General features: G+C 69.6%; 28 protein-coding genes. 17 read left to right on the top strand and 11 right to left on the bottom strand.

The features are described 5' to 3' along the window. Nucleotides 1-47: 47 nt before the first annotated feature. From ACFWNN_RS11100 to ACFWNN_RS11090, 3 genes are all read left to right on the top strand, one after another. Entirely contained in the window at nt 48-458 is a 411-nt protein-coding gene (locus ACFWNN_RS11100) for a hypothetical protein (protein ID WP_382439724.1), read from the top strand. 6 nt (nt 459-464) lie between these two features. After that, the gene (trpD, locus tag ACFWNN_RS11095) at nt 465-1,508 is read left to right on the top strand and encodes an anthranilate phosphoribosyltransferase (RefSeq protein WP_382439723.1); all 1,044 of its coding nucleotides are present in this window, start codon (nt 465-467) and stop codon (nt 1,506-1,508) included. 183 nt (nt 1,509-1,691) lie between these two features. Further along, nucleotides 1,692-2,372 carry a lysophospholipid acyltransferase family protein gene (locus ACFWNN_RS11090; protein ID WP_382439722.1) on the top strand — a complete coding sequence of 227 codons (681 nt, stop codon included), beginning with the start codon at nt 1,692-1,694 and terminating at the stop codon, nt 2,370-2,372. 294 nt (nt 2,373-2,666) lie between these two features. Here the strand turns inward: ACFWNN_RS11090 and ACFWNN_RS11085 are convergent, their stop codons facing one another. Both ACFWNN_RS11085 and coxB read right to left on the bottom strand, forming a co-directional pair. Next, nucleotides 2,667-3,083, bottom strand: coding sequence for a cytochrome c oxidase subunit 4 (locus ACFWNN_RS11085; protein WP_382439721.1), 417 nt, complete (start codon nt 3,081-3,083; stop codon nt 2,667-2,669). Nucleotides 3,084-3,095: 12 nt separating this feature from the next. Further along, the gene (gene coxB, locus ACFWNN_RS11080; protein WP_382439720.1) at nt 3,096-4,028 is read right to left on the bottom strand and encodes a cytochrome c oxidase subunit II; all 933 of its coding nucleotides are present in this window, start codon (nt 4,026-4,028) and stop codon (nt 3,096-3,098) included. 194 nt (nt 4,029-4,222) lie between these two features. On the opposite strand from coxB, the gene asnB reads away from it, so the two are divergent. Beyond that, a complete protein-coding gene (asnB, locus tag ACFWNN_RS11075) occupies nt 4,223-6,151 on the top strand; it encodes an asparagine synthase (glutamine-hydrolyzing) (RefSeq protein WP_382439719.1) in 1,929 nt (642 codons plus the stop codon). Nucleotides 6,152-6,185: 34 nt separating this feature from the next. On the opposite strand, the gene ACFWNN_RS11070 is transcribed toward asnB, so the two are convergent. Together ACFWNN_RS11070 and ACFWNN_RS11065 are read right to left on the bottom strand one after the other, a co-directional pair. Further along, nucleotides 6,186-6,953, bottom strand: a complete 768-nt coding sequence (locus ACFWNN_RS11070; protein ID WP_382439718.1) for a class I SAM-dependent methyltransferase — start codon at nt 6,951-6,953, stop codon at nt 6,186-6,188. A 7-nt stretch (nt 6,954-6,960) separates the two neighbouring features. Next, nucleotides 6,961-7,893 (bottom strand): carbohydrate kinase family protein, encoded by a 933-nt coding sequence (locus tag ACFWNN_RS11065; RefSeq protein ID WP_382439820.1) that lies wholly within the window; start codon nt 7,891-7,893, stop codon nt 6,961-6,963. 157 nt (nt 7,894-8,050) lie between these two features. Here ACFWNN_RS11065 and ACFWNN_RS11060 point away from each other — a divergent pair, with 157 nt between their 5' ends. Beyond that, nucleotides 8,051-8,224, top strand: a complete 174-nt coding sequence (locus ACFWNN_RS11060) for a hypothetical protein (RefSeq protein WP_382439717.1) — start codon at nt 8,051-8,053, stop codon at nt 8,222-8,224. Nucleotides 8,225-8,405: 181 nt separating this feature from the next. Here the strand turns inward: ACFWNN_RS11060 and ACFWNN_RS11055 are convergent, their stop codons facing one another. Beyond that, nucleotides 8,406-8,777 (bottom strand): iron-sulfur cluster assembly accessory protein, encoded by a 372-nt coding sequence (locus tag ACFWNN_RS11055; protein WP_089922497.1) that lies wholly within the window; start codon nt 8,775-8,777, stop codon nt 8,406-8,408. Nucleotides 8,778-8,952: 175 nt separating this feature from the next. Beyond that, on the bottom strand, nt 8,953-9,987 hold the full coding sequence (locus ACFWNN_RS11050; RefSeq protein WP_382439716.1) for a glycerate kinase: 1,035 nt from the start codon (nt 9,985-9,987) through the stop codon (nt 8,953-8,955). Between the two features lie 42 nt (nt 9,988-10,029). Here ACFWNN_RS11050 and ACFWNN_RS11045 point away from each other — a divergent pair, with 42 nt between their 5' ends. From ACFWNN_RS11045 to ACFWNN_RS11035, 3 genes are read left to right on the top strand one after another with little or no spacing between them, the layout of a single operon-like run. Next, on the top strand, nt 10,030-10,668 hold the full coding sequence (locus tag ACFWNN_RS11045) for a DUF3043 domain-containing protein (RefSeq protein ID WP_382439715.1): 639 nt from the start codon (nt 10,030-10,032) through the stop codon (nt 10,666-10,668). Then, nucleotides 10,668-11,300 (top strand): class I SAM-dependent methyltransferase, encoded by a 633-nt coding sequence (locus tag ACFWNN_RS11040; protein WP_382439714.1) that lies wholly within the window; start codon nt 10,668-10,670, stop codon nt 11,298-11,300. Before ACFWNN_RS11045 ends, ACFWNN_RS11040 begins: the two co-directional genes overlap by 1 nt. 33 nt (nt 11,301-11,333) lie before the next feature. After that, a complete protein-coding gene (locus ACFWNN_RS11035; protein ID WP_382439713.1) occupies nt 11,334-12,320 on the top strand; it encodes an aldo/keto reductase family protein in 987 nt (328 codons plus the stop codon). 17 nt (nt 12,321-12,337) lie between these two features. Here ACFWNN_RS11035 and ACFWNN_RS11030 read toward each other — a convergent pair whose 3' ends face one another. After that, entirely contained in the window at nt 12,338-12,538 is a 201-nt protein-coding gene (locus tag ACFWNN_RS11030; RefSeq protein WP_382439712.1) for a hypothetical protein, read from the bottom strand. 20 nt (nt 12,539-12,558) lie between these two features. Here ACFWNN_RS11030 and cobU point away from each other — a divergent pair, with 20 nt between their 5' ends. Genes cobU through cobS form a run of 3 tightly spaced genes read left to right on the top strand, consistent with a single transcriptional unit; the run spans nt 12,559 to nt 14,952 of the window. Further along, on the top strand, nt 12,559-13,098 hold the full coding sequence (gene cobU / locus ACFWNN_RS11025) for a bifunctional adenosylcobinamide kinase/adenosylcobinamide-phosphate guanylyltransferase (RefSeq protein ID WP_382439711.1): 540 nt from the start codon (nt 12,559-12,561) through the stop codon (nt 13,096-13,098). A 10-nt stretch (nt 13,099-13,108) separates the two neighbouring features. Then, a complete protein-coding gene (gene cobT / locus ACFWNN_RS11020; protein ID WP_382439710.1) occupies nt 13,109-14,254 on the top strand; it encodes a nicotinate-nucleotide--dimethylbenzimidazole phosphoribosyltransferase in 1,146 nt (381 codons plus the stop codon). Further along, nucleotides 14,251-14,952: an adenosylcobinamide-GDP ribazoletransferase gene (gene cobS / locus ACFWNN_RS11015; protein ID WP_382439709.1), complete on the top strand. Its 702-nt coding sequence runs from the start codon at nt 14,251-14,253 to the stop codon at nt 14,950-14,952. Before cobT ends, cobS begins: the two co-directional genes overlap by 4 nt. Here cobS and ACFWNN_RS11010 read toward each other — a convergent pair. Further along, entirely contained in the window at nt 14,949-16,040 is a 1,092-nt protein-coding gene (locus tag ACFWNN_RS11010) for a branched-chain amino acid aminotransferase (protein WP_382439708.1), read from the bottom strand. The two genes, cobS and ACFWNN_RS11010, sit on opposite strands and share 4 nt — an antisense overlap. A gap of 92 nt (nt 16,041-16,132) precedes the next feature. On the opposite strand from ACFWNN_RS11010, the gene ACFWNN_RS11005 reads away from it, so the two are divergent. Further along, nucleotides 16,133-16,405: a hypothetical protein gene (locus ACFWNN_RS11005; protein WP_382439707.1), complete on the top strand. Its 273-nt coding sequence runs from the start codon at nt 16,133-16,135 to the stop codon at nt 16,403-16,405. On the opposite strand, the gene ACFWNN_RS11000 is transcribed toward ACFWNN_RS11005, so the two are convergent. Beyond that, a complete protein-coding gene (locus tag ACFWNN_RS11000) occupies nt 16,344-17,579 on the bottom strand; it encodes an amino acid permease (protein WP_382439706.1) in 1,236 nt (411 codons plus the stop codon). The genes ACFWNN_RS11005 and ACFWNN_RS11000 overlap by 62 nt on opposite strands. A gap of 199 nt (nt 17,580-17,778) precedes the next feature. Between ACFWNN_RS11000 and ACFWNN_RS10995 the strand changes: the two genes are divergently transcribed. Further along, nucleotides 17,779-19,251 (top strand): leucyl aminopeptidase, encoded by a 1,473-nt coding sequence (locus ACFWNN_RS10995; RefSeq protein WP_382439819.1) that lies wholly within the window; start codon nt 17,779-17,781, stop codon nt 19,249-19,251. A gap of 50 nt (nt 19,252-19,301) precedes the next feature. Here ACFWNN_RS10995 and ACFWNN_RS10990 read toward each other — a convergent pair whose 3' ends face one another. After that, a complete protein-coding gene (locus ACFWNN_RS10990) occupies nt 19,302-19,874 on the bottom strand; it encodes a nucleotidyltransferase family protein (protein WP_382439705.1) in 573 nt (190 codons plus the stop codon). A gap of 119 nt (nt 19,875-19,993) precedes the next feature. Between ACFWNN_RS10990 and ACFWNN_RS10985 the strand changes: the two genes are divergently transcribed. Continuing rightward, nucleotides 19,994-20,461, top strand: coding sequence for an OsmC family protein (locus tag ACFWNN_RS10985; RefSeq protein WP_382439704.1), 468 nt, complete (start codon nt 19,994-19,996; stop codon nt 20,459-20,461). 34 nt (nt 20,462-20,495) lie between these two features. Next, nucleotides 20,496-21,479 carry a MerR family transcriptional regulator gene (locus ACFWNN_RS10980; protein WP_382439703.1) on the top strand — a complete coding sequence of 328 codons (984 nt, stop codon included), beginning with the start codon at nt 20,496-20,498 and terminating at the stop codon, nt 21,477-21,479. Here the strand turns inward: ACFWNN_RS10980 and ACFWNN_RS10975 are convergent. Then, the gene (locus tag ACFWNN_RS10975; protein ID WP_382439702.1) at nt 21,476-21,802 is read right to left on the bottom strand and encodes an oxidoreductase; all 327 of its coding nucleotides are present in this window, start codon (nt 21,800-21,802) and stop codon (nt 21,476-21,478) included. The two genes, ACFWNN_RS10980 and ACFWNN_RS10975, sit on opposite strands and share 4 nt — an antisense overlap. A gap of 179 nt (nt 21,803-21,981) precedes the next feature. Between ACFWNN_RS10975 and lpdA the strand changes: the two genes are divergently transcribed. Next, a complete protein-coding gene (gene lpdA, locus ACFWNN_RS10970) occupies nt 21,982-23,370 on the top strand; it encodes a dihydrolipoyl dehydrogenase (RefSeq protein WP_382439701.1) in 1,389 nt (462 codons plus the stop codon). Between the two features lie 54 nt (nt 23,371-23,424). Further along, nucleotides 23,425-25,146: a 2-oxoglutarate dehydrogenase, E2 component, dihydrolipoamide succinyltransferase gene (gene sucB, locus ACFWNN_RS10965; protein ID WP_382439700.1), complete on the top strand. Its 1,722-nt coding sequence runs from the start codon at nt 23,425-23,427 to the stop codon at nt 25,144-25,146. Nucleotides 25,147-25,152 lie beyond the last annotated feature (6 nt).

Genomic DNA, 25,152 nt, shown 5'->3' with positions numbered 1-25,152 from the left:
CACTTTCTTCACAGGACCGCAGTCGGCAGTCGCAGCGGAGGATCCAGATGAGCACGCAGACCACGAAGATCCTGGTGTTCAGCCACCGGCCCGAGGTGCGTGAGACGATCATCACTGCGGTCGGCCGTCGTCCCGCGCCGGACCTCGCGCGCGTCGACTACGTCGAGGCCGGGACGATCGCGGACGTCCTCTACGAGGCGGACAACGGCACGGTCGACCTGCTGATCCTCGATGGCGAGGCGCAGCCGACCGGGGGCATGGGCCTGTCCCGCCAGCTCAAGGACGAGATCACGAACTGCCCGCCGATCGTGGTGGCCGTGCGCCGCAAGGACGACCGGTGGCTCGCGACCTGGTCGCAGGCGGACGCGGTGCTGGTGCACCCGCTCGACCCGCTGGCCGCCGCCGAGACCGTGGCCGAGGTGCTGCGGGGCTCGGCATTGCCCGTCGTCAAGGGCTGATCCGCGATGAGCCAGCGCACCTGGCCCTCGTTGCTCAACCGCCTGCTCGACGGCGTCGACCTCACCGCCGACGACACCGCCTGGGGAATGGACCAGGTGATGTCGGGTGAGGCGACGGCGGCGCAGATCGCGGCGTTCATCGTCGCGTTGCGCGCCAAGGGCGAGACGCCGGAGGAGGTCGACGGCCTCGCCACGATGATGCTCAACCACGCGAACCGGTTCACGGTGGACGTGCGGGCGACCGACATCGTGGGCACCGGTGGCGATCATTCCGGTTCGGTCAACATTTCGACGATGGCCGCGATCATCACGGCCGCCGCGGGCGTGCCCGTGGTCAAGCACGGCAACCGGGCGGCGTCGTCGCAGTGCGGCACGGCGGACGTCCTGGAGGCGCTGGGCGTCGCCATCGACCTGCCGGCCGAGGGCGTGCGGGAGACCGTGCGCGAGCTCGGCATCGGGTTCTGCTTCGCGCCGGTGTTCCACCCCGGCTTCCGGCACGCGGGCCCGGTGCGGCGCGAGATCGGCATCCCGACGTCGTTCAACCTGCTCGGCCCGCTGACGAACCCGGCCCAGCCCACGGTCGGCCTGATCGGCTGCGCGCGGGCGGCGGCGGCACCGCTGATCGCCGGGGTGTTCGCGCGGCGCCGCAACACCGCGCTGGTGGTGCGGGGCGACGACGGCCTCGACGAGATCACCACGACCACGACGACGTCCGCCTGGCTCGCCCAGGACGGCGTGGTGCGCACGGAGACGATCGACCCGGTGGTGCTGGGCGTGAAGCCCGCGCGTGAGGAGGACCTGAAGGGCGGCGACGCGTCCGTCAACGCCCAGGTGGTCCGCGACCTCGTGGCCGGCAGGACCGGGTCGGTGCGGGACGCGGTGCTCGTGAACGCGGCCGGTGCCATCGCGGCGCACTCCGGGTTCTCCGAGGACCTGCACGCGGACCTGACGGCCTCGCTGAGCCGCGCGGCCGACGCCATCGACTCGGGCAAGGCGTCGGCGCTGCTGACCCGCTGGGTGGAGCTCTCGACGTCCCTGAAGGGTCGCTGAAGACTCCGCTGGCGTACTGCGTGGGTTTTACCGGTGTTTCGCTCGGGTTTCGGTCACGCGTCGTCGCCGGCGCGTGACCGTTCTCGCACGGCCGCCGCATCGGTGTAGTCCGAGCGAGTGATGGGCCCGAGATGCGCGCCACGTGGTAACGCCGTGGCAATGGCCACCTGGAATGCTGGAGTCATGGCCCTCCTCTACCCGGTGATGAAGCACGTCGTCGCGCGCACAGCCCGTCTTGTCTACCGCCCGGTGGTGGACGGTCTGGAGAACATCCCCACCGACGGCCCCGTCATCCTGGCGGCCAACCACCTCAGCTTCATCGACAGCGTCGTGATCCCGATGGTCGTGCCGCGCCGCGTGTCGTTCCTCGCGAAGGCCGAGTACTTCACGGGCACCGGTGTGAAGGGCTCGCTGTCGCGCTGGTTCTTCTCGTCACTCGGCCACGTGCCGGTGCACCGCGGCAAGGGCCGGGACGCCCGCGCGGCCCTCGACACGGCCGCCGAGATCCTCGCTCGCGGCGACGCGTTCGCCATCTACCCCGAGGGCACCCGCTCGCTCGACGGCATGCTGCACCGCGGCCGCACGGGCGTGGCCCGCATGGCGCTGGAGTCCGGTGCGCCGGTCATCCCGGTCGGCATCATCGGCACGGACAAGGTGCAGCCCGTCGGCAGCAGGTTCCCCAAGATCGTCCCGGTGACGATCCGCTTCGGCGAGCCGCTCGACTTCAGCCGCTACGACGGCATGCAGGAGTCGCTTCCGGTGCTGCGCAGCGTCACCGACGAGATCATCTACCGCATCCTGGACCTGAGCGGCCAGGAGTACGTCGACGCCTACCAGAAGACCCCGGTGCCGGCGGCGGCGTGATCCGCTCCCCCAGGGCTTGAAACGAAAGGCCCTCCTCGCCATGACGGCGGGGAGGGCCTTTCGCTTGTGGTCACGTCTGGGGGTCGCGCCGAACGTTGCCGCGCCCTGCCCGGGGCAATATCCAATACGCGATATATCGGCCGATTCGCCTCGGAGGCGCGAAGCGATATCCAATATGCGATGTATCACATGCTGGATATCGGGCGCGGAGACGACAGCGGAAACGACGAAGGCCCCCTCCGCGTGCGGAGAGGGCCTCGGCCGAGCGATATCTGATATCCGGTATATCGGATATCAGTCGTGGTTGGGTCCGGTGTGGTACTCGAACACCAGGCCACCGACCATGATCAGCACCATGACGATGGCGATCACGAGCAGCCACACGTGCCAGAACGCCACCGCGACACCGGTGGTCGCCGCCGCCGCGGCGAGGCCGACCGGCCAGTAGGAGCCGGGGCTGAAGAAGCCCAGCTCACCGGCGCCGTCCGACACCTCGGCGTCGGGGTTGTCCTCCGGCCGCACCTCGATGCGGCGGGCGACGAACCGGAAGTAGGTGCCGGTGATCAGGGCCAGGCCACCGGTCAGCGCGAGCGCCACCGTGCCGGTGGGCTCGACGTGACCCGTCGCGAGGTGCGTCCAGTAGCCGTAGACGATGGCCATCAGGAACGAGAAGGCCATGACCAGGTCGAATACGCGAGCTTCGATCTTCATCGCGGGGCGTCCCTACTTCTGGCCCGCGCCGGAGGCCTCGCGGGCCGTCCGGTCGGTGTTGAACGGGGTGGTCGTCGTGGCCAGCGGGGAGCACCACTTGTCGCAGTTCACCTGAGACAGGGCCTCGGCCGTGGTGTACGGCTTGCCCGTCTTCTCGTTGACCTGCTTGCGCAGCTCCATGTACTTGTCGAAGTCGGCCGACTCGAGAGCGCGGACCTCGAAGTTCATCACCGCGTGGTACGAGCCGCAGAGCTCCGCACAACGTCCGACGAACGCACCGGGACGGTCGATCTGGTCGATCTGGAAGACGTTGTCCTGGTTGTTCTTCTCCGGCTGCGGGAAGACGTCCCGCTTGAAGTGGAACTCCGGTACGAAGAACGAGTGGATGACGTCGGTCGAGCGCAGCGTGAACTGGATGCGCTTGCCGGCCGGCAGCACCATGATCGGGACCTCACCCGAGGTACCGACCGTGCTGACGGTCTTGCCCTCCTCGGTCTTGTGGTCCGGGTACTGGAACTCCCAGTTCCACTGGAACGCGATCACGTCGACGTTCACGTCGGGCTTGCCCGACTTGTCGGTGACGTAGTTCTGCGTGATGGCGGTGAAGTAGAACAGCACCGCCACGATCACCGTCGGCACGACGATGAGCACGATCTCCAGCGGGAGGTTGTACGCCGTCTGACGCGGCAGCTCCTCCGACTTCTTGCGGTGGAACACGATCGACCACAGGATCAGGCCCCACACGATGACGCCGACGACGAGCGCGGCGATCACGGACCACGTCCAGAGCTCGCGCATCTTCTCGGCCTGCGGCGTGACGGCCTGCGGCCATCCGAAGCGCAGCACCTCGTCCGTGGAGCAACCGGTGGCCCCGATACCGACCAGGCCTACCAGCCCGGCGGTCTTCACCAGCCGGGATGCCCTGGTGCCCTCCTTCAGGCCCACTGCTCGCCCGCCTCCTCGTTCACAAACATCTGGCCATGCCAACGGATCAAGCGGGAGCGTAGCCCAGCGGGGCAGCGCTCACCCCTCGGGGGCACCGCCGCTGCGGTGCAGTTTCGGTCACACAGAGCGCCTTCGGCATACTGAGGACTTCCCCGTGGTCTTCCCCTTCGTGTTTCTTGAGAGGTGCGAGAGCCTTGTGCGGCCTGGCAGGACTTGTTTGCCCTAGCGAGAACGAGGCCGAGAACGCGCGCCCGGCGGTGGCGGCGGCACTGCGCTGCATGCGGCACCGCGGGCCGGACGAGAGCGGCACCAGGCGGGTCGACGAGGTCGTGTTCGGCTTCAACCGGCTCGCGATCATCGACATCGAGCACTCCCACCAGCCGTTGACCTGGGGTCCGGCGGAGTCGCCGAGCCGGTACACGATCAACTTCAACGGCGAGATCTACAACTACCTGGAGCTGCGGGCCGAGCTCACGGAGAAGCACGGCGCGGTCTTCCACACCGACGGCGACACCGAGACGATCGTCGCCGCCTACCACTACTACGGGCCCGCGGCGATCACGAAGCTGCGCGGCATGTTCGCCTTCATCATCTGGGACTCCGAGCGCGAGCTGCTGTTCGGCGGCCGCGACCCGTTCGGCATCAAGCCGCTGTACTGGGCGCAGGGCCAGAGCGGTGTGGCGTTCTCCAGCGAGAAGAAGATCATCCTGGAGATCGCATCCTCGATCGGCATCGCGCCGAAGATGAACGTCAAGGGCCTCCAGCACTACCTGACCCTGCAGTACGTGCCGGAGCCCGCGTCGCTGCACGACTCGATCCACCGCGTCGAGTCGGGGCACTCGTTCACGCTGGTCCCGGGCGAGTCGCCGCGGTTCGAGCGGTACTTCCCGGCGGAGTTCAAGGTCCGCACGGTCCGCAGCGAGGCCGAGGCGAACGCCCTGTACGACGAGATCACCGCCGCACTGCGCGACTCGGTCGCCAAGCACATGCGCGCGGACGTGACGGTCGGGTCGTTCCTGTCCGGCGGCATCGACTCGACGGTGGTCGCGGCGCTCGCCAAGGAGCACAACCCGGACCTGATCACGTTCACGACGGGCTTCGAGCGGCAGGGGTTCTCCGAGGTCGACGTGGCCGCGGAGTCGGCGGCGCTGATCGGCGTGAAGCACGTGGTCCGCACCGTCAGCGCGCAGGAGATGATGGACGCGCTGCCGCTGATCACCTGGTACCTCGACGACCCGGTGGCGGACCCGGCGCTCGTGCCGTTGTGGTTCATCGCCCGCGAGGCACGTCAGCACGTGAAGGTCGTGCTGTCCGGTGAGGGCGCGGACGAGCTGTTCGGCGGGTACACGATCTACCGCGAGCCGTTGTCGCTGGCGGGCTTCGAGAAGGTGCCGGGCGCGCTGCGCAAGGCGATGGGCAAGGTCTCGACGAAGATCCCGCACGGCGTGCGCGGCAAGGACCTGCTGCGCCGTGGCGCTCTCACTCTCGAGGAGCGCTACTACGGCAACGCGCGCATCTTCCTCGACGACCACTTGCAGCAGGTGCTGAAGACGTACGACCCGGCGGTGTCGCACATGGACGCGACCGCGAAGCCGTACCGCGAGTCGATGGGGTGGGACCCGGTGACGCGCATGCAGCACGTCGACCTGTTCACCTGGCTGCGCGGCGACATCCTGGTCAAGGCCGACAAGATGACCATGGCGAACTCGCTGGAGTTGCGTGTCCCGTTCCTCGACCCCGAGGTCTTCAAGATCGCGTCGCAGATCCCGAGTGAGTTGAAGATCACGAAGGACACGACGAAGTTCGCGCTCCGCAAGGCGATCCGCGACATCGTGCCGGCGCACGTGCTGAACCGCCGCAAGCTCGGCTTCCCGGTGCCGATCCGGCACTGGCTCAAGGACGAGATGCACGAGTGGGCCGTCGACATCGTGCGTTCGTCGCAGACCGACCAGTACCTCGACAAGAACGCGGTGCTGCGCCTGATCGAGGAGCACCGGTCCGGTGTGCTCGACCACAGCCGCCGCATCTGGGCGTTGCTGGTGTTCATGATCTGGCACGGGATCTTCGTCGAGGCCCGCATCCAGCCGGTGGTGCCGGAACCGCACTACCCGGTCAAGCTCTAGCCGGTGGGGCCCCTCTGCGGAGGGGCCCTTTCCGTTATCGGCGGCCTTGTGCGCTGCAGATCGCGTACGAGCTGATGACGGTCTCGGGGGACGCCAGGAGTTCGAGGTAGCGGTCGAACTCGTCGTCGGTGAGCGGGAGCTTCGCGCGCACGAGGCGGGCCGTGGCGGCGAGCAGACGGCAGCCGGCCGACCCGCCTTCCCACTCCTGCACCTCGCGGAAGCCGCTGACGTCGTTCAGGCCGACGTCGAGCAACGCCCTCTCGACGCGCGCGCCCCACGCCAGTTCGGCGCCCGCCTGGTCGAGCAGCGTCAGCAGGGCGTTCTTCACTCGCATGATCAGCTTCGCGTCGTCGGGGGCCGCCTTGAGGACGTCGAGCGGGAGGCAGTCGAACTCTTCGAGCACGAGCCAGCCGCCGGGGCGCAGCGAGTCGCGCAGCTTGCGGAGCACGAGCTCGCGGGCGGGGAGGTAGAAGAGCACCAGGCGGGCGTGGACCAGGTCGAACGCGTTGCCCGGCAATATATTGGATACCACGTCGTGTTCCAGGACGGTGACGTTGTCGCGTTCCTCGAGCCGGGTGACGTCGATGTCGGTGACGGTCACGTGCCCGGACGGGGCGACGACGTCGGCGAGCCAGTTCGCGACCGATCCCCCGCCACCCCCGACCTCGAGGCAGCGCCAGCCGTCCGCGACACCGAGCTGCTCGACGCGGGCGAACGTGCCCGCGTCGAGCAGGGAGCTCAGCGCGTCGAACTTGGGATCGAGCGGTTCTTCGTCGGCGTCGCCGAACAGGTACGTCCCCATTGTCCGATCATGGCAGGACGGGAGCGATCTCCTCAGCGGCTTCCGTACCAAACGCGCCACGAATGCGGGTGAGCGCGGCCTCGCGCTCGATCACCCATTCCTGCGTGCCGACGGTCTCGAGCACCTCGACCGCGATGAACGAGCCGAGCTGAGCAGCGCGTTCGATGCTCAGGCCCGCGGTGATGCCGGCGAGGAAGCCCGCGCGGAAGCCGTCGCCGACGCCCGTCGGGTCGGTCTTCGCGACCTCGGGGACGGCCGGGACGTGCAGCGAGAAACCGTCGCGGTCGACGATCTCGACGCCCTTGGCGCCGAGCGTGGTGACGCGCTTGCCGACGCGGGCGAGGACGTCGGCCTCGGTCCAGCCGGTCTTCTGCAGCAGCAGTTCCCACTCGTAGTCGTTGCTGAAGAGGTACTCGGCGCCGTCGATGAACGCGCGCGCCTGCTCGCCGTCCATGCGGGCCAGCTGCTGCGACGGGTCGACGGCGAACTTGTAGCCGCGCTGACGGCACTCCTCGGCGTGCCGGAGCATCGCCGCGGGGTCGTCGGGGCTGATGACGACGAGCTCGAGGTTCTCGACGCGGCCCGCGATCGGCGCGAGCTCGATGTTGCGCGCCTCGGCCATCGCGCCCGCGTAGAACGAGGCGATCTGGCACATGTCGTCGTCGGTGGTGCACACGAACCGCGCGGTGTGCGCGACCTCGGACACGTACACGCCCGACGTGTCGACGCCGTGCCGTTCGAGCCACGAGCGGTAGTCGTCGAAGTCCTTGCCGACGGCGCCGACGAGCACCGGACGCACCCCGAGCACACCGAGGCCGAACGCGATGTTCGCGCCGATGCCGCCGCGCCGGACGACGAGGTCGTCGACGAGGAAGCTCAGGGACACGCGGTCGAGACGCTCCGCGACCAGCTGGTCCGCGAAACGACCCGGGAAGTGCATCAGATGGTCGGTCGCGATGCTGCCGCACACGGCTAGGGGCACGTCGGCTCCTCTTTTCTTGTTGCGCTACGTGACTACTCACCCGGACGAGTACCGCTGTGAAGACTACTGTTTGGTAGGGCTACCGCAGGTCAGGCCGCCGTCATACGGTCGGGAAGTGACGATCCCAGAGGCGACCACGATGAGTGAACTGATCGAGGACTGCGCGCAGCTCCCCTTCGCTCTCATCCACCCCGAGCACCCCCTTCCCGCCCCGCGCGCGGCCGCGCCCTGGCAGGTCGACGAGCGGTGCGCCCACCAGGTCGAGGGCCTCGCCGAGTACGGCGTCTGACCGCCGCGCCCGGCCTGCCGAGTCTTGCGGGTCCGAATCTTCCAGACCTGATCTTCTCGGTCTGACCGTTCCGGGTCTACCTACCAGTCTGCGCGGTACTGCCTGGTGGATTTCCTGGTGCACACGCGGAGAGGCCGCGTTCCCGTCGATGCGGGAACGCGGCCTCTCGCGTTGGTTCGCCTTAGTGGAACGAGTCGCCGCAGGCGCAGGACCCGCCGGCGTTCGGGTTGTCGATCGTGAAGCCCTGCTTCTCGATCGTGTCCACGAAGTCGATGACAGCGCCTTCGACGTACGGCGCGCTCATGCGGTCAACGGCGACCTTCATGCCGTTGAAGTCGACCATCGCGTCGCCGTCGAGCGCACGCTCGTCGAAGAACAGCTGGTAGCGAAGGCCGGCACAACCACCGGGCTGAACGGCGATGCGCAGGTGCATGTCGTCGCGGCCCTCCTGGTCGAGCAGCGCCTTGGCCTTGACGGCGGCCGCATCGGTCAGCGTCACGCCGTGGCTGGGCGCCTCGGAAGCGGTCGAAGCGGCATCCTGAGCGGTCGTCATGGCTCTCCTAAGAGGTCCTCTGCGGGCGGTTCACCCATCAACAACACGGGCGTTCCCCGCCTTGTTCCACTCCCCATGGTCCCACAACGACAGGCTTCGACGCCCTAGGTGTCGACTGTCACGTAGACCACGCTCAAGCCAACCGATATATCAGCTGGTCCGTCCAACCGGTTGGTCAGCGCGACCACTGCCTGGCGACGTGCTGAGCCGTGGCGACGACGCTGTCGCGCGCCTCCTCGATCGCCTTCTGCACGGAGCCGACGTGTTCGGAGACGGAGTAGGCGTCCTGGACTCCGGCCGCGCCCATCTCGCGGCGGCCGACGCTGACCTGGCCGGCGATGGCGAGGCACGGGATGCCTCGTTCGGCGGCGCCGCCCGCGACGGCGGTGATGAGCTTGCCGCGCAGGGACTGCCAGTCGAAGCTGCCTTCGCCGGTGACGACGACGTCGGCGTCGTCGAGGGCGGCGTCCAGACCGGTCAGGGTGCGGACCAGGTTGGCGCCCGACGTCACCGTCGCGCCCAGCGACAGGAGTGCGGCGCCGAGGCCGCCTGCTGCTCCGGCGCCTGATATATCGGCTACGGGCTTGAGGACGTCCATGGCGGCGAGCTTGGCTTCGAGGCGTTCGACGGCCTCCGGCGACGCGCCCTTCTGCGGGCCGAAGGTGTGGGCGGCGCCGTGCGGGCCGAGCAGTGGGTTCTCGACGTCGGATGCCGCGACCAGCGATATATCAGTCAGGTCGACGCCGGCGTCGGCGAGCGCGGCGAGCATTCCGGCGCCGCCGTCGGTCGTGCCGGAGCCGCCGAGGCCCACGTGGATGACATCGTTGTCAACCGCGGCTGCCGCGACGAGTTCGCCGACGCCTCGCGTCGTGGCCGTCTCGCAGGTCTGCGGTCGGAGGTCGGCGGGGATCAGGTGCAGGCCGCACGCTTCGGCGGACTCGATGTATGCAGTGCGTGTGCCGTTGGTGTGCACGCTCAGCCAGCGCGCTTCTACCGGCGTGCCCAGTGGGCCCGTCACGATGATATATCGGATATCGCCGTCGAGGGCGGCGTGCAGGACGTCGACGAAGCCCGGGCCTCCGTCAGCCAGGGGGCGTTGGACGACGACGTCGTCGGGCTTGGCCTCGCGCCAGCCGGTGGCGATGGCGTCGGCGGCCTCGCGGGCGGTCAGGGTGCCGCCGAAGCAGTCCGGAGCTATGAGTACGCGCACCTCGCGAAAGGTACAGAAAACCCGCTGCCCTACCCTGATGGTGTGAGGTTCTTGCGCCGCAACTCCGACGACACCGCCACCGCCGAGGCACCCGAGTCCGGGGCCGAGCTCGCTGAGCCGCTCGACAGGGGGCGCACGGCGGCCAAGGGCAAGGCGACGCCCAAGCGGCGTGAGGCGCAGGGCCGTCGCTCCGGGCCGGTGCCGCCGCCGCCCAAGACGCAGCGCGAGGCGTTCAAGCGCATGCGCGGCAACAAGGTGAGCAAGGAAGAGCGTCGTGCCGCGGCGACGGAGCGTCGTCAGCGGATGATGGCGGGCGAGGACAAGTACCTGCTGCCGCGTGACCGCGGGCCGGTGAAGGCGTACATCCGCGACCTCGTCGACTCGCGCCGCAACCTCATGGGCCTGTTCATGCCGCTCGCGATCCTGGTGTTCGTGGCGCTGCTGACGCCGTCGCTCGCGGTGCAGCGGTACGCGACGCTGGCGACGACTTTCATGCTGATCGCGATGGTCATCGAGGGCATCGTGCTCGGCCGGCTCGTCACGCGGAAGGTGCGGGCCAAGTTCCCGACCGAGCCGATCAAGGGCCTGTCGATCGGCTGGTACTCGTTCATCCGCGCGAGCCAGATCCGCAAGCTGCGCGTGCCCAAGCCGCGGGTCGGCCCTGGCGACGCGATCAAGTAGTGCGCAGAATTCCTCTCAACCTCCAACTGCCGGAGAAGCTCTGGTGGGACCACAACGCGTGGTACCGCCGGTGGCTGCTCCGGCAGTTGCCGTCCCGGGCCAGGTCGGCGCTCGACGTCGGGTGCGGCCACGGGGTGCTGGCGCGGTCGATCCGGGCGGACGAGGTCACCGCGATCGACGCCAGCGAGCGCATGATCGAGATCGCGAGCGCCACCCCGAGCCGGGTGCGGTGGGTGCGCGGTGACGTGTTCACCGCGGACCTCGGGCGGTACGACGTCGTCACAGCCGAGGCGAGCCTGCACCACCTGCCGTTGCGCGAAGGGCTGGAGCGGCTCCGGGAGTTGACGGCGCCGGGCGGCACGCTGGTCGTCGTCGGGCTCTACGTCATCGCGACCCCGGTGGACTGGGCGGTGGAGGCGGTGACGTTGCCGGCCAACGCGATCGTCGGCGTCGCGAAGGCCGCGACCGGCACGGCGGGCAAGCCGTACGACGTCGACATGCCGGTCGTGATGAGCGCGCCGGCGCTGAACGAGATCCGCGAGGCGGCGGCCGAGATCCTGCCCGGCGCGCGGATCCGCAGGCGTCTGTTCTGGCGGTATTCCATGGTGTGGCACGCTCCCGAAGTTCATTAGCAGTACGAACGAAGTCGGTTTAAGCTCCGATGTATGAAGTTCCGTCGACTCGGCCGCAGCGGCCTGTCCATCAGTGAGATCTCGTACGGCAACTGGCTCACCCACGGTTCGCAGGTGGAAGAGGAGCAGGCCCACGCCTGTGTGAAGGCGGCGCTGGAGTCGGGGATCACGACCTTCGACACAGCCGACGTCTACGCCAACACGGCGGCGGAGTCGGTGCTCGGGCGGGCGCTGCAGGGTCAGCGGCGCGAGTCGCTCGAGATCCTCACCAAGGTCTACTGGCCGACCGGTCCCGGTGGCCCCAACGACCGCGGGCTCGGCCGCAAGCACGTCATGGAGTCGGCCAACGCCTCGCTCAAGCGCCTGCAGACCGACTACGTCGACCTGTACCAGGCGCACCGGTTCGACCACAGCGTCCCGCTCGAGGAGACGATGCTGGCGTTCGCCGACCTCGTCCGCCAGGGCAAGGTCCTCTACGTCGGCGTGTCCGAGTGGACCGCCGAGCAGATCACCCGCGGTGCCGCGCTGGCCCGCGAGCTGAACGTGCCGTTCGTGTCGCACCAGCCGCAGTACTCGATGCTGTGGCGGGTCATCGAGCCGCAGGTCGTGCCGGCGTGCGAGCGCGAGGGCATCAGCCAGATCGTGTTCTCCCCCGTCGCGCAGGGCATCCTGACCGGCAAGTACCTGCCGGGCGCCGACGTGCCGGAGGGTTCGCGCCTGGCCGACGCGCGCGGGTCGCAGATGATCGCGCGCTGGATGCGGGACGACGTGCTCAACGCCGTGCAGCAGCTCAAGCCGATCGCCGCGGACGCGGGCGTCACGCTCGCGCAGCTCGCCGTCGCGTGGGTGCTGAAGAACCCGAACGTCGCGTCGGCGATCATCGGCGCGTCGCGTCCGGAGCAGGTCTTCGAGAACGTCAAGGCGATCGACGTCGAGCTCGACGACGACGTGCTCAAGCAGATCGACAACGTCCTCGAGGGCGTCATCACCGACGACCCGAGGCTCACCGCCCAGGGCTGAGCCGGAACAGGACTGGGTCAGGAACCGGGGTGCAGGCTCATCGGGCCGTACACCTCGATTTCCGACCGCAGCAGCGTGACCTGCTCGACACCGGCTTCGAGCAGGTCACGCCACTCGGCGCTGAACCACTCCTCGGCCTCCGTCTGCTCCGCGAACGTCACATCCGGGCCCGCGACCTCGCGTCCGTGTGCATCCTGATAGCGCCAGCGGAATTCCATGAGACGAAGGCTACTGACTGTTGTCATCGAGAACGCTCGTGCTCGGCGGAGCGCGTTCAGGCAAGTCCGCACACGCGGAAGGCCTGCTCACCGAACCGACGGTGACCTACGTCGCCACCGCGCGCAGATACCCGGACGACCCGGACTGGGACGCGCGCATCGCGTCGCACGTCGCGCGCCGCCCGGCCACCTGGCACACGGTCGAGGCGTCGGCGCCGGCCGACCTGCCCGCCCTGCTCACAGCCACCCAGTACGAGGACCCGCCGATCCTGGTGGACGACCTGTCGACGTGGCTCGTCGGCGTGCTCGACGACGCCGACGCGTGGGAGGGCAACGGCGCTGAAGCGATCGTCCAGAACGTCGACGCGCTGGTCCGCTCGGTCGCCACGTGCCGCACGCGACTCGTGCTCGTGACCGCGGAGGTCGGCCTCGGCGTCATTCCCTCGACGCGCTCTGGCAGGCTCTTCCGCGATCACCTCGGTGCGCTCAACGCGCGCGTCGCCGAGGTGTGCGACGAGGTCACGCTCCTCGTCGCGGGTATCCCGTTGAAGCTGAGATGAGGAGCGCCAGGTGAGCACCGAGTTCCCGCCGGTCGAACCGCCGGACGAGACAGTTCTGCGCGAGGCCGAGGCCCGGCACGCGGTGCTGACGAAGCCGATCGGCTCGCTCGGACGCCTGGAGGAGCTGGGCAACTGGATCGCGGCCTGCCAGGGCGTCGTGCCGCCGAAGCCTTTCACGCGGCCGCGCGTCGTCGTGTTCGCGGGCGACCACGGCATCACGGCGCAGGGCGTGTCGGCGTACCCGAGCGAAGTAACCGGACAGATGGTTGCCAACTTCCTCACCGGTGGCGCCGCCGTCAACGTCCTCGCGCAGGTCGCGGGCGCCACCGTGCGTGTGGTCGACATGGCCGTCGACGCCGACACCCCGGCCGCCGTCAGCCAGCACAAGGTGCGGCGCTCGTCCGGGTCGATCGACCGCGAGGACGCCCTCACCCGTGAGCAGTGCGAACTCGCCATCGCGGCGGGCCGCGCGCTCGCCGACGAGGAGGTCGACGCGGGCGCCGACGTGCTCGTCGCCGGCGACATGGGCATCGGCAACACGACGCCGTCGGCCGTGCTGATCGCGTCGCTGACCGGGTCGGAACCCGTCGCGGTCGTCGGGCGCGGCACCGGCATCGACGACCAGGCGTGGATGCGCAAGACGGCGGCGATCCGGGACGCGCTGCGCCGGGCCCGCCTGGTGATCAGCGACCCGGTGGCGTTGCTCGCCACGGCCGGTGGCGCGGACATCGCGGCGATGGCCGGGTTCCTCGCGCAGGCCGCCGTGCGCAAGACGCCGGTCGTGCTCGACGGCGTCGTCGCCGGGGCGGCCGCGGTCGTCGCCGAGGAGATGGCGCCGGGTGCGCGCGAGTGGTGGGTCGCCGGGCACGAGTCGGCCGAGCCCGCGCACGCGATCGCCCTCGGGCACCTCAACCTCAAGCCGCTGCTCGAGTTCGGCATGCGGCTCGGCGAGGGCTCGGGTGCGGTGGCGGCGCTGCCGTTGCTGATCTCGGCGGTGAAGGTGCTCGCGGAGATGGCGACGTTCGAGAGCGCCGGCATCACCAACCGCGAGGACGCCACCACCGGAGCCTCGGCTCAGGAGGACGCGGTCCCGGACAATCGAACCCTGGAGAACTCGGCTCGCGAGAACTCGGCCCAGCAGGATCCGGCTGAGTGAAGCTCGCGTTCTCCTGGCTGACGGTCCTGCCTTTGCGCGTCGACGACGTCGACCGCAAAGGTGCGGGGCGGGCCATTGCACTGACGCCCGTCGTCGGCGTCGTCATCGGCGCGTTCGTCGTCGGCGTGCTGAAACTGCTGGCGATATCCAATATATCGGCGTTGGTCGCGGGTTTCCTCGTCGTCGGCGTCGTCGCGCTGTTCACCCGAGGCATGCACCTCGACGGGCTTGCCGACGTCGCCGACGGGCTCGGGTGCTACGGGCCGCCGGAGCGTGCGCTCAAGGTCATGAAGGACGGCGGCGCGGGGCCGTTCGGGGTCGTGTCGCTGATCGTCGTGCTGGGGGCGCAGGCCGCGGCGCTCCCCCACGCTCACTGGGGCGTGGTGCTGCTCGCGTTCGCGGCGAGCCGGGCGGCGTTCGGGATCTGTTGCCTGCGTGGCGTGCCCGCCGCACGGCCTGAAGGGCTCGGTGCGCTCGTTGCGGGCACACAGCACCCTGCAACGGTCATCGGTACGTGGGTGGTGCTCGCGGGTGCGGCGGTTCCGCTCGGGTGGCGTGCGGTCGTCGCCGTCGTCGTCGCGTTCGGGCTCGTGTGGGGGCTGGTGAAGCACACCGGAAAGCGTTTCGGCGGCATCACCGGTGATGTGCTCGGTGCTGCCGCCGAAATCGCGCTTCTGGCCGTTCTGGTGATCGCTTAGGCCTTGAGGGTCGTCATCCAGCCGTGGGAGTCGGTGACGTGGCCGTGCTGGAGGCCGGTCAGGCGCTCGCGCAGCTTGGACGTCACGGAGCCGGTGCCGCCGTCGGCGATGTCGAACTCGCCACCGGCGTGCTTGACGTGGCCGACGGGCGTGATGACCGCCGCCGTGCCACAGGCGAAGACCTCGGTGAGCTCACCGGAGGCGTTGGCCTTCTCCCACTCGTCGGTCGAGATGCGGCGCTCCTCCACAGTCAGGCCGAGGTCGGAGGCCAGCTCCAGCAGCGAGCTCCGGGTGATGCCGGGCAGCAGCGTGCCGGTGAGCTCGGGCGTGACGACCTTGTCCCCGAAGACGAAGAACAGGTTCATGCCGCCCATCTCCTCGACCCAGCGGCGTTCCACCGCGTCGAGCCAGACGACCTGGTCGCAGCCCTTCTCGGCGGCCTGCGCCTGCGCCACGAGGGACGCGGCGTAGTTGCCGGCGAACTTGGCCGCGCCGGTGCCACCGGGAGCCGCGCGGACGTACTCGGTCGAGAGCCACACGCTCACCGGCTTCACGCCGCCCGCGAAGTAGGAGCCGGCCGGGGAGGCGATCAGCACGTAGAGGTACTCGGACGAGGGTCGCACGCCGAGTCCCTTCTCCGTGGAGATCATGAACGGCCGCAGGTACAGGGACTCCTCCGGCGCCGAGGGCACCCAGCGGTCGTCGACCGCGAGGATCTGCCGCACGGACTCCAGGAAGAGCTCGTCGGGAAGTTCGGGCATCGCCATCCGGCGGGCCGACGCGCGGAAGCGCTCGGCGTTCGCCTCGGGGCGGAAGGACGCGATCGAACCGTCGGGCTGCCGGTAGGCCTTGAGCCCTTCGAAGATCGCCTGGCCGTAGTGCAGCACCATTGCCGCGGGGTCCAGTGCGAGGGTGGAGTACGGGCCGACCTCGGCGTCGTGCCAGCCCTGCTCGCGGTTCCAGCGGATCGTCACCATGTGGTCGGTGAAGTGCTGCCCGAAGCCCGGCTTGGCAAGTACCTCCGCTACGCGCTCCGGGGTCGCCGGGTGCGGGTGGGGAGTCCGGGTGAAAGGCAACTCGCTCGTCATGTGAGCACGGTAACCCGCAGGTCGGGATACGGAAAATCCACTTCCCAAAACTCGGACGTCCTACTAAGTCAGACTCGATAGAGTCCCCGGCCATGACCGAGCCGGAAAGATCTTCCACGGGTTCCGACGTCCGCACCGTCTTACAGGCCACGCTGCTCGTGCTGGGCACCGGCCTGACGTTCTTCGCCGGCTGGGCGATGTGGGGCGGGGGCGGCATCGTGGCCGCCGTGTTCGCCTCCGCGACCTTCCTGTTCGTCTACTGGGCGATCATCAGGGAGAAGACCGAGATCAGCACCGGCCGGATCATCTGGCTTGCGGTGTGCGTAGGCGTGACGCTGCTCGTTTTCCTCTCAGCGCTGACGTGAGCCCGATGAGCCCGGTGCCGGCGCCCAGCCCCGCGATCGAGATCAGCATGGCGGGCACCGGCAGGCTCATGGCCAGCAGCACCGACAGGCCCAGGCCGAGGCACGCCGTGCGCATCGGCCACGTGCGGTCGTTCTGCAGCAGCACGCGCGCCGACGCGTTGGTGAAGGCGTAGTAGAACAACGTCCCGCAGGCCGCCACGCCGAACGCCGTCGCGAGCGGCATGAGGAACACGGCGAGCGCGGCGGCGGCGACCACGAGCAACGTCAGCGCGCCGGACCTGAGCCGCGTCGGCAGGTCGCCGTCCTCGGTCAGGCCGGTGAGCGTGCGATGCGCGGACGCGAGGACGAAGTGCAGCACAGCCACCCCGGCGACCGCCGCGGCGATCTGCACGAGCGGGACCAGCGCGGCCGAGTCGGCGGCGACGAGCGCGTCCCGCAACGGCGCGGGCGACAACGCGAGGCGCGCGCTGCCGAGCTGACGCAGCACTCCGGCGCCCACGGCGAGGTAGACGACGAACGACAGTCCGACGAGGACCGGAATCGCGATCTTCAGCACGGCCGGCGGGTGCGGGCGCTCACCGCGCAGGGGCGCGGTGATGCGTTCGAACCCGGCGAAGGCCGTGAACATGAGCCCGGCGACGCCGACGAGCTCGTTGACGGTGCCCGCCTCCCCCGCCGACGGCACGGGCTCGATCGCGAAGCTCGACGCGACGACCAGTGCCAGCACGCCGAGCACGACCACCGACACCAGCGCGCTCACGCCGGTGGTGAAGCGGAACCCGGCGGCACCGAGCAACGCCGTCGTGACCACGAGCGCGAGCCCGCCGACCACGGGACGGTCCGGCACGACGTACGCGCCGAACATCAACGCCACCGCCGCGGCCATCGCGAACCGGCCCACCAGGTGGGCGCTCGCTGTCATCCGTGCGGGCCACACACCGAGCTGCGCGCGCACGTATCCGTAACCGCCGCCGACGTCCGGGTAGGCGCGCGACTGGTCTGCCGTGGAGAAGGCGGAGCACAGCGCGGCGAACGCGGACAGGGCCAGCGCGGGGAGCACCCACCAGCCGGCAAGGCCTGCGGCAGGGGCGAATCCGGCGAAAACCCCCGCTCCGAGCACCGCGGGAAGACCGAGCGCGACCGTACCGGCGATCTCGCGAGGCGTGTGGGTCACCGGTACACGTTCTCAGATGCGGCATCCGGCCGTAACCACCCGGTCGACTGATGCGAGAAACGGGCGAATCGCCACACTGAGCAACTGTCAACGTCACGGATTGCGGCGAACGTGGCGGGGCTGGGCATTAGTGGGACAGTCCGACCTTTAGCATGAGTCACGATTCCGAGCCATGCCCGCAACAACCCTGGAGCAGCACGTGACAGCCCCGAAGCTGGCCCTCACCGAGGGTGACCTGAGCACCACCGCCGCGGACGCAGTCGTCGTGGGCACCCTGCAGGGTGCGGACGGCCTGGAGCTCGCGCCCGGTGCCGAAGCGGTCGCCGCCGCGTTCGACGGCGCGCTGCTCGACGTGCTCGGCACGCTGCGCGCGTCCGGCAAGGCCGACGAGCTCGTGAAGGTGCCGACGTTCGGCAAGATCGCCGCCCCGCTCGTCCTGGCCGTGGGCCTCGGCAAGAGCACCGGCGAGGAGCAGGTGCGCCGCGCGTCCGGTGTCGCCGCCCGCGCGCTGGCCGGCAAGAAGCGCGCGATCAACACCCTCGCCGCGCTGCACGTCGGTGCCGCCGCCGAGGGCACGCTGCTCGGCGCCTACGCGTTCACCGAGTACAAGTCCGACAAGGGCGAGGGCCCGGTCGCGAAGGTCGACCTGCACGCCGCCGGTTCCAAGGAGAACAAGGCCGCGCTGAAGGCCGCCGTCGCGATCGCCGAGTCCGTCGCCATCGCGCGTGACTTCATCAACACGCCGCCGAACGACCTCTACCCGGGTTCGTTCGCCGCCCGCGCGGAGAAGCTCGCCACCGCCGCCGGCCTCGACGTCGAGGTGCTCGACGAGAAGGCGCTGAAGAAGCAGGGCTTCGGCGGCATCCTGGGCGTCGGCGGCGGTTCGACCCGTCAGCCGCGTCTCGTGCGCATCTCGTACAAGGGCGCGAAGGCCGTCAAGAAGGTCGCGCTCGTCGGCAAGGGCATCACGTTCGACACCGGCGGCATCTCGATCAAGCCGGCCGCGGGCATGGACGAGATGACCTCGGACATGTCGGGCGCCGCCGCGATCGTCGCCACGATGGTGCTCGCCGCGAAGCTCAAGTACCCGCTGGAGATCATCGCGTCGATCCCGATGGCGGAGAACATGCCGTCCGGTGACGCGTACCGCCCCGGCGACGTGCTGACCATGTACGGCGGCAAGACCGTCGAGGTGCTCAACACCGACGCCGAGGGCCGGCTGATCCTGTCCGACGCCATCGTGCGCGCGTGCGAGGACGGCCCGGACTACCTGATCGAGACCGCGACGCTGACCGGCGCGCAGGTCGTGGCGCTGGGCAAGCGCACCGCGGGCGTCATGGGCTCGGAGGAGTTCCGCGACCGCGTGGCCACCATCGGCACGGCCGTCGGCGAGTCGGCGTGGCCGATGCCGCTGCCCGAGGAGCTGCGCGCGGACCTCGACTCGCGGCTCGCGGACCTCGCGAACGTGACCGGGCACCGCTGGGGCGGCATGCTCGCGGCGGGCCTGTTCCTGCGCGAGTTCGTGGCCGAGGGCGTGCAGTGGGCGCACATCGACATCGCCGGTCCGGCGTACCACACGGGTGGTCCGTACGGGTACACGGCGAAGGGCGGCACCGGTGTCCCGGTGCGGACCATCGCGGCCGTGCTGGCGGACATCGCGGCCAACGGCTGAGGCTTCTCAACGGAACGGGCGGGATCTCTGCGGAGAGCCCGCCCGTTCGGCTATTCGGGCCACGGGAGAACGGTCAGGTCCGGCCACTGCTCTCGCCACCTGGCCGTTTTGGTCTCGTAGACGTGTCTCGGTGCGAGTACCGGGTTCGGCCGGACGACGAGGCCGAACGCGTCCGACAGGCCGTGCGGCGCGTACACCCGCCATCGGCCGTCAGGCTCCGCACGGACACCGATGCAGCACGTCGTGGAGGGGAACGAGTCGATTGCGGCCTCCGTCGACCCGTACGGCGGGCACGGCACGCCGAACTTCTCCTCGTACCAGAGGTGCACGCGGGCCTCGTTGCGGATCTCCACCGCCGTGTCCCCGAAGCGGGCACGGCCTGCGCGGACGACCGCGTCCTCCGATTCCCAGGACAGGTCGGAGGCGTCGAAGTAGAACAGGTCGTAGTCCAGTATCCCCTCCGCCGCGGGCCTGCCGGTGACGACGTTCCAGACGGTCTGGAACACGCAACCCGCCGTCAGGTACCAGCCGGGCAGCCGCAGTTCCGCCGCGCCCGCGAGGACGTCCGTCAGCACCTCGTTGCGGTTCAAGGCTTCCCGCAACGCCCCGACCTGGTCGTCCATCCTTTCAGGACTCAAATCCGGTCCCCCGCTGGTCCGAAGTGGACTGTCTCGGCAGGTCTCCCCCGGAGCCCGCCGAAAAGAGGCTAGGCGCTCGGGCACGGGAAGAGGAGGATTTCCACATGGGGACGCATCAGTACGAGACCGACCTCGTGTGGACCGGCAACACCGGAAGCGGTACCGCCGGCTACAAGGCCTACGAGCGCGCGCACGAGGTCCGGGCCGAGGGCAAGGAGACGATCCTCGGCTCGTCCGACCCGTCGTTCCGGGGCGACCGGAGCCGCTACAACCCCGAGGAGCTCCTGGTCGCCTCGCTGTCGCAGTGCCACATGCTCTGGTACCTGCACCTCGCCTCGACCAACGGCGTCGTCGTGACGGACTACCGCGACCACGCCACCGGCACGATGGCCGAGCACCCGGACGGCTCGGGGCGGTTCACCGAGGTGGTGCTCAACCCCGTCGTGACGGTCGCCGACCCGGCCACGCGGGAGAAGGCGCAGGCGTTGCACGAGAAGGCGCACGCGATGTGCTTCATAGCCGCGAGTGTGAACTTTCCCGTGCGGCACGAACCAACGGTCGAAAGCGCTTGAGTCTCAAGCCGCTTGAGACCCCAGGGTGGTCGTCATGACCGAACAGCTGTACCCCATCGGGGACGTCGCGCGCCGCACCGGACTGAGTGTGAGCGCCATCAGGTTCTACGCGGACGAGAACGTCGTGCCGCCCACCAGCCACACGGACGGCGGGTATCGCCTTTACGACGTCGAGGCCGTCGCACGGCTGGAGCTCGTGCGGACGTTGCGCGATCTCGGCGCGAGTCTGGAGGACGTGCGGCGGTTGCTCGCCGACGAGACCTCGTTGCACGACCTCGCGACCACGCACCTCGTGATCGTGGAACGGCAGTTGCGCCATCTCACGGCGCGGCGGGCCGTGCTGCGGACCATCGTCGGGCAGGGCGGCGGCGCGCGGCAGGCGGCGTTGATGCACGCGCTCGTGTCGATGTCCGACGAGGACCGGGAGCGGTTGCTCGACGACTTCTGGAACGAGGTGACGGACGGGCTCACGGTGCACCCGGCGTTCGTCGACCACCTCCACCGGTTGCGGCCGGTGCTGCCGGAGGAGCCCGAGACCGAGCAGCTCCAGGCGTGGATCGAGCTCGCGGACATGGTGCGGGACACGGGTTTCCGGCGTGAGGTGCGGGAGTTCTTCCACACGAGCTTCGCGTCGCCGAAGGCGCTCACCGTGACGTCGCCGGAGATGATGGCGCGGATCGAGGCGCATCGGCTGATCGAGGTCGAGGCGGTGGAGGCGGAACGGGCCGGGGTCGCGCCGGACTCGGCGCGCGGCAAGGACATCGCCGCGCGGATGCTCGACTCGATCGCCGGCCTCACCGAGGCCGTCACCGGGACGCCCGCCGAGCCGGGCGAGCTGAAGCGCGGCATGATCGAGCCCGACCGGGTCGTCGACGAGACGGCGCGGCTGGCCGTCGCGCGGTTCGGCGCCGTGCTCGACCGGTACTTCACGCTCATGGCGACGATCAGCGGCACGCCCGCTCCCACGGACACGGGTGCGAGCGAACCGTGGGTCGCCGCCGCGATGAGCGCCCTCTAGCCGTTGCCGAGCTTGCGCTGGCGCGCCGTGTAGTCGCGCATGCGCTTCGGGTAGCCGACGATTCCGGCGTCGTAGATCGGCATCCCCAGTTTGCGTGCGAACGACCTCGCGGCGTCCGGCGAGGCGACCCTGCGGCGGGTCCACTCGCCGTCGTGAGCGACCAGCACCACAGTGGTTTCGGTCACCGTGGTCTTCGGCTCCACATAGGCCTCTACGCCGTGGCGGCTCTTCGTCCACTGCTCGAGGTGGCTGGTGTCCTGGTTGGAGGCGGTCCGCAGCACCCCTGGGCGCGGCTTCCTGCGGAAACGGTCGAACAGCCCCATCGAGCACCTCCTGCGTCTCCCTCCACCATGATGCCAGGAAAGGGTGTTATGAGTAGGTGAATGATCAGGACCGGGCGTGGTGTCCTATGCCGGATCACCGCGCTCTGGCAAGTAGTGACAAGATGGCCGCGTACCTCGCGCGCACCCGCGCGTAGTAAGTAATCCCGAGGAGATCCGAAGTGACTTCGCCGGAACTGGAGTCGGCCACCAACGCCGATCTCGTCATCCTCGGCGGTGGTTCAGGTGGCTACGCCTGCGCGTTCCGCGCGGCCGAGCTCGGCCTGTCCGTCGTCCTGGTCGAGAAGGACAAGCTGGGCGGCACCTGCCTGCATCGCGGTTGCATCCCGACCAAGGCGCTGCTGCACGCGGCCGAGGTCGCGGACAACGCCCGCGAAGGCGACCAGTTCGGCGTGAAGTCCTCCCTCGAGGGCATCGACATCGCCGGCGTCAACTCGTACAAGGACGGCGTGATCTCGCGGCTCTACAAGGGCCTGCAGGGACTCGCGAAGGCCAACAAGGTCACCCTCGTCGAGGGCGCGGGCACGTTCGTCGGCCCGAACACCGTCGAGGTGAACGGCCAGCGGTACACCGGTAAGAACGTCGTTCTCGCCACCGGTTCGTACGCCCGCAGCCTGCCCGGTCTGGAGATCGGCGGCCGGGTCATCACGAGTGACCAGGCGCTCAACCTGGACTTCATCCCCGAGAAGGTCGTCGTCCTCGGCGGCGGCGTCATCGGTGTGGAGTTCGCCAGCGTGTGGCGTTCGTTCGGCGCCGAGGTGACCATCGTCGAGGCCCTGCCCCGCCTGGTCCCGGCCGAGGACGAGTACGCGTCCAAGCAACTGGAGCGCGCGTTCCGCAAGCGCGGCATCAAGTTCAAGACCGGCGTGAAGTTCACCGGCGCCACCCAGACCGACTCGAGCGTCTCGGTCACGCTGGAGAACGGCGACGTCCTCGACGCCGACCTGCTGCTCGTCGCGGTCGGCCGCGGCCCCAACAGCGCGGGTCACGGCTACGAGGAGGCCGGCGTCAAGATCGACCGCGGCTTCGTCCTCACCGACGAGCGCCTGCGCACCAACCTCCCGAACGTCTTCGCCGTCGGCGACATCGTGCCCGGCCTGCAGCTCGCGCACCGCGGCTTCCAGCAGGGCATCTTCGTGGCCGAGGAGATCGCGGGCCAGAACCCGAAGGTGATCGACGAGGCGGGCATCCCGCGCGTCACCTACTGCAAGCCCGAGGTCGCGTCCGTCGGTCTGACCGAGGCCGCCGCCAAGGAGAAGTACGGGTCGGCCGAGACGTTCGTCTACGACCTCGCGGGCAACGGCAAGAGCCAGATCCTGAAGACCGCGGGCGGCGTGAAGCTCGTGAAGGCCCCCGACGGCCCCGTCGTCGGCATCACCATGGTCGGCGAGCGCGTCGGCGAACTCATCGGTGAGGCGCAGCTGATCTACAGCTGGGAAGCTTTCCCGGAGGACGTGGCTCCGCTGATCCACGCCCACCCGACCCAGACTGAAGCCCTGGGCGAGGCGTTCCTCGCTCTGGCCGGCAAGCCGCTGCACGTGCACGGCTGACCGTTCCCCACACAAAGTCAGCCACACGACGAGAGCACGAGGAGTCAGCGAACAATGGCCTTCTCCGTCCAGATGCCCGCACTCGGTGAGAGCGTCACCGAGGGCACGGTCACCCGGTGGTTGAAGCAGGAAGGCGACCGGGTGGAGGTGGACGAGCCGTTGCTCGAGGTGTCCACCGACAAGGTCGACACCGAGATCCCGTCTCCGGCGGCCGGTGTCCTGCAGAAGATCGTCGCGCAGGAGGACGACACCGTCGAGGTCGGCGGCGAGCTCGCGGTGATCGGTGACGGCGACGCCGCACCGGCTTCCGCGCCCGCCCCCGCCGCTCCGGCGCAGGAGGCCCCGGCCCCCGCGCAGGAAGAGGCGCCCGCCGCTCCCGCCCCGGCCGCCGAGGCTCCGGCTCCGGCCGCGCCGTCCGGTGGGTCGGCCGAGGGCACCGACGTCACGATGCCCGCGCTCGGCGAGTCCGTCACCGAGGGCACCGTCACCCGCTGGCTGAAGCAGGTCGGCGACAGCGTCGAGGTCGACGAGCCGCTGCTCGAGGTCTCGACCGACAAGGTCGACACCGAGATCCCGTCCCCGGTCGCCGGCACGCTGCTGGAGATCTCCGCGGGCGAGGACGAGACCGTCGAGGTCGGCGGCAAGCTCGCCGTCATCGGTTCGGGCAGCCCGGCTCCGGCCGCCGCTCCCGCCCCGGCCGCACCGGCGCCTGCCCCGGCTCCCGCCGCTGCTCCGGCTCCGGCTGCTCCGGCTCCGGCTGCTCCGGCTCCGGCCCCCGCCGCGCCGGCTCCGCAGGCCGCGCCCGCCGCGTCTTCTTCCGACGACGCCAACGGCACGCCGTACGTCACTCCGCTCGTGCGCAAGCTCGCGTCGGAGAACGGCATCGACCTGGGCTCGCTCAAGGGCACCGGCGTCGGTGGCCGCATCCGCAAGCAGGACGTGCTCGCCGCCGTCGAGGCCAAGAAGGCCCCGGCTCCGGCGCCCGCCGCCGCTCCGGCTGCCGCTGCCCCCGCCGCTCGCACCGCCGCCCCGGCCGCGGTCGACAACTCGGGCAAGCGCGGCACCGTGCAGAAGCTCCCGCGTCTGCGTCAGATCGTCGCGCAGCGCACCCGTGAGTCGCTGCAGCAGTCGGCCCAGCTCACCCAGGTGTTCGAGGTCGACGTGACCAAGATCGCCCGGCTGCGCAACCAGGCCAAGAAGGCGTTCGAGGCTCGTGAGGGCGCCAAGCTCACGTTCCTGCCGTTCTTCGCGAAGGCCGCCATCGAGGCCCTCAAGGCCCACCCGGTGCTCAACGCGTCGATCGACGAGGAGCGCAAGGAGGTCACCTACCACGGTGCCGAGCACCTCGGTCTGGCGATCGACACGGAGCGCGGCCTGCTCAACGCCGTGATCCACAACGCCGGTGACCTGAACCTGTCGGGCATCGCCCACAAGATCGGTGACCTGGCGGCGCGCGCCCGTTCGAACAAGCTCACGCCGGACGAGCTCGCCGGTGGCACGTTCTCGCTGACCAACCTCGGCAGCAACGGCGCCCTCTTCGACACCCCGATCATCCAGCAGCCGCAGGTCGGCATCCTGGGCGTCGGCGTCGTCAAGAAGCGCGCGGTCGTCATGACCGACGAGGACGGCAACGACACCATCGCCATCCGCTCGATGATGTACCTCGCGCTCACCTACGACCACCGCCTGGTCGACGGTGCCGACGCGGGCCGCTTCCTCACGACGGTCAAGAACCGTCTCGAGGAGGGCGCGTTCGAGGCCGACCTCGGTCTCTGAGCGCCG

Origin of the sequence: Lentzea sp. NPDC058450, from assembly GCF_042721395.1 — a bacterium.
GTDB lineage: Bacteria > Actinomycetota > Actinomycetes > Mycobacteriales > Pseudonocardiaceae > Lentzea.
The sequence above is the reverse complement of the archived record's forward strand: the minus strand, read 5'-3'. Positions and strand labels throughout refer to the sequence as shown.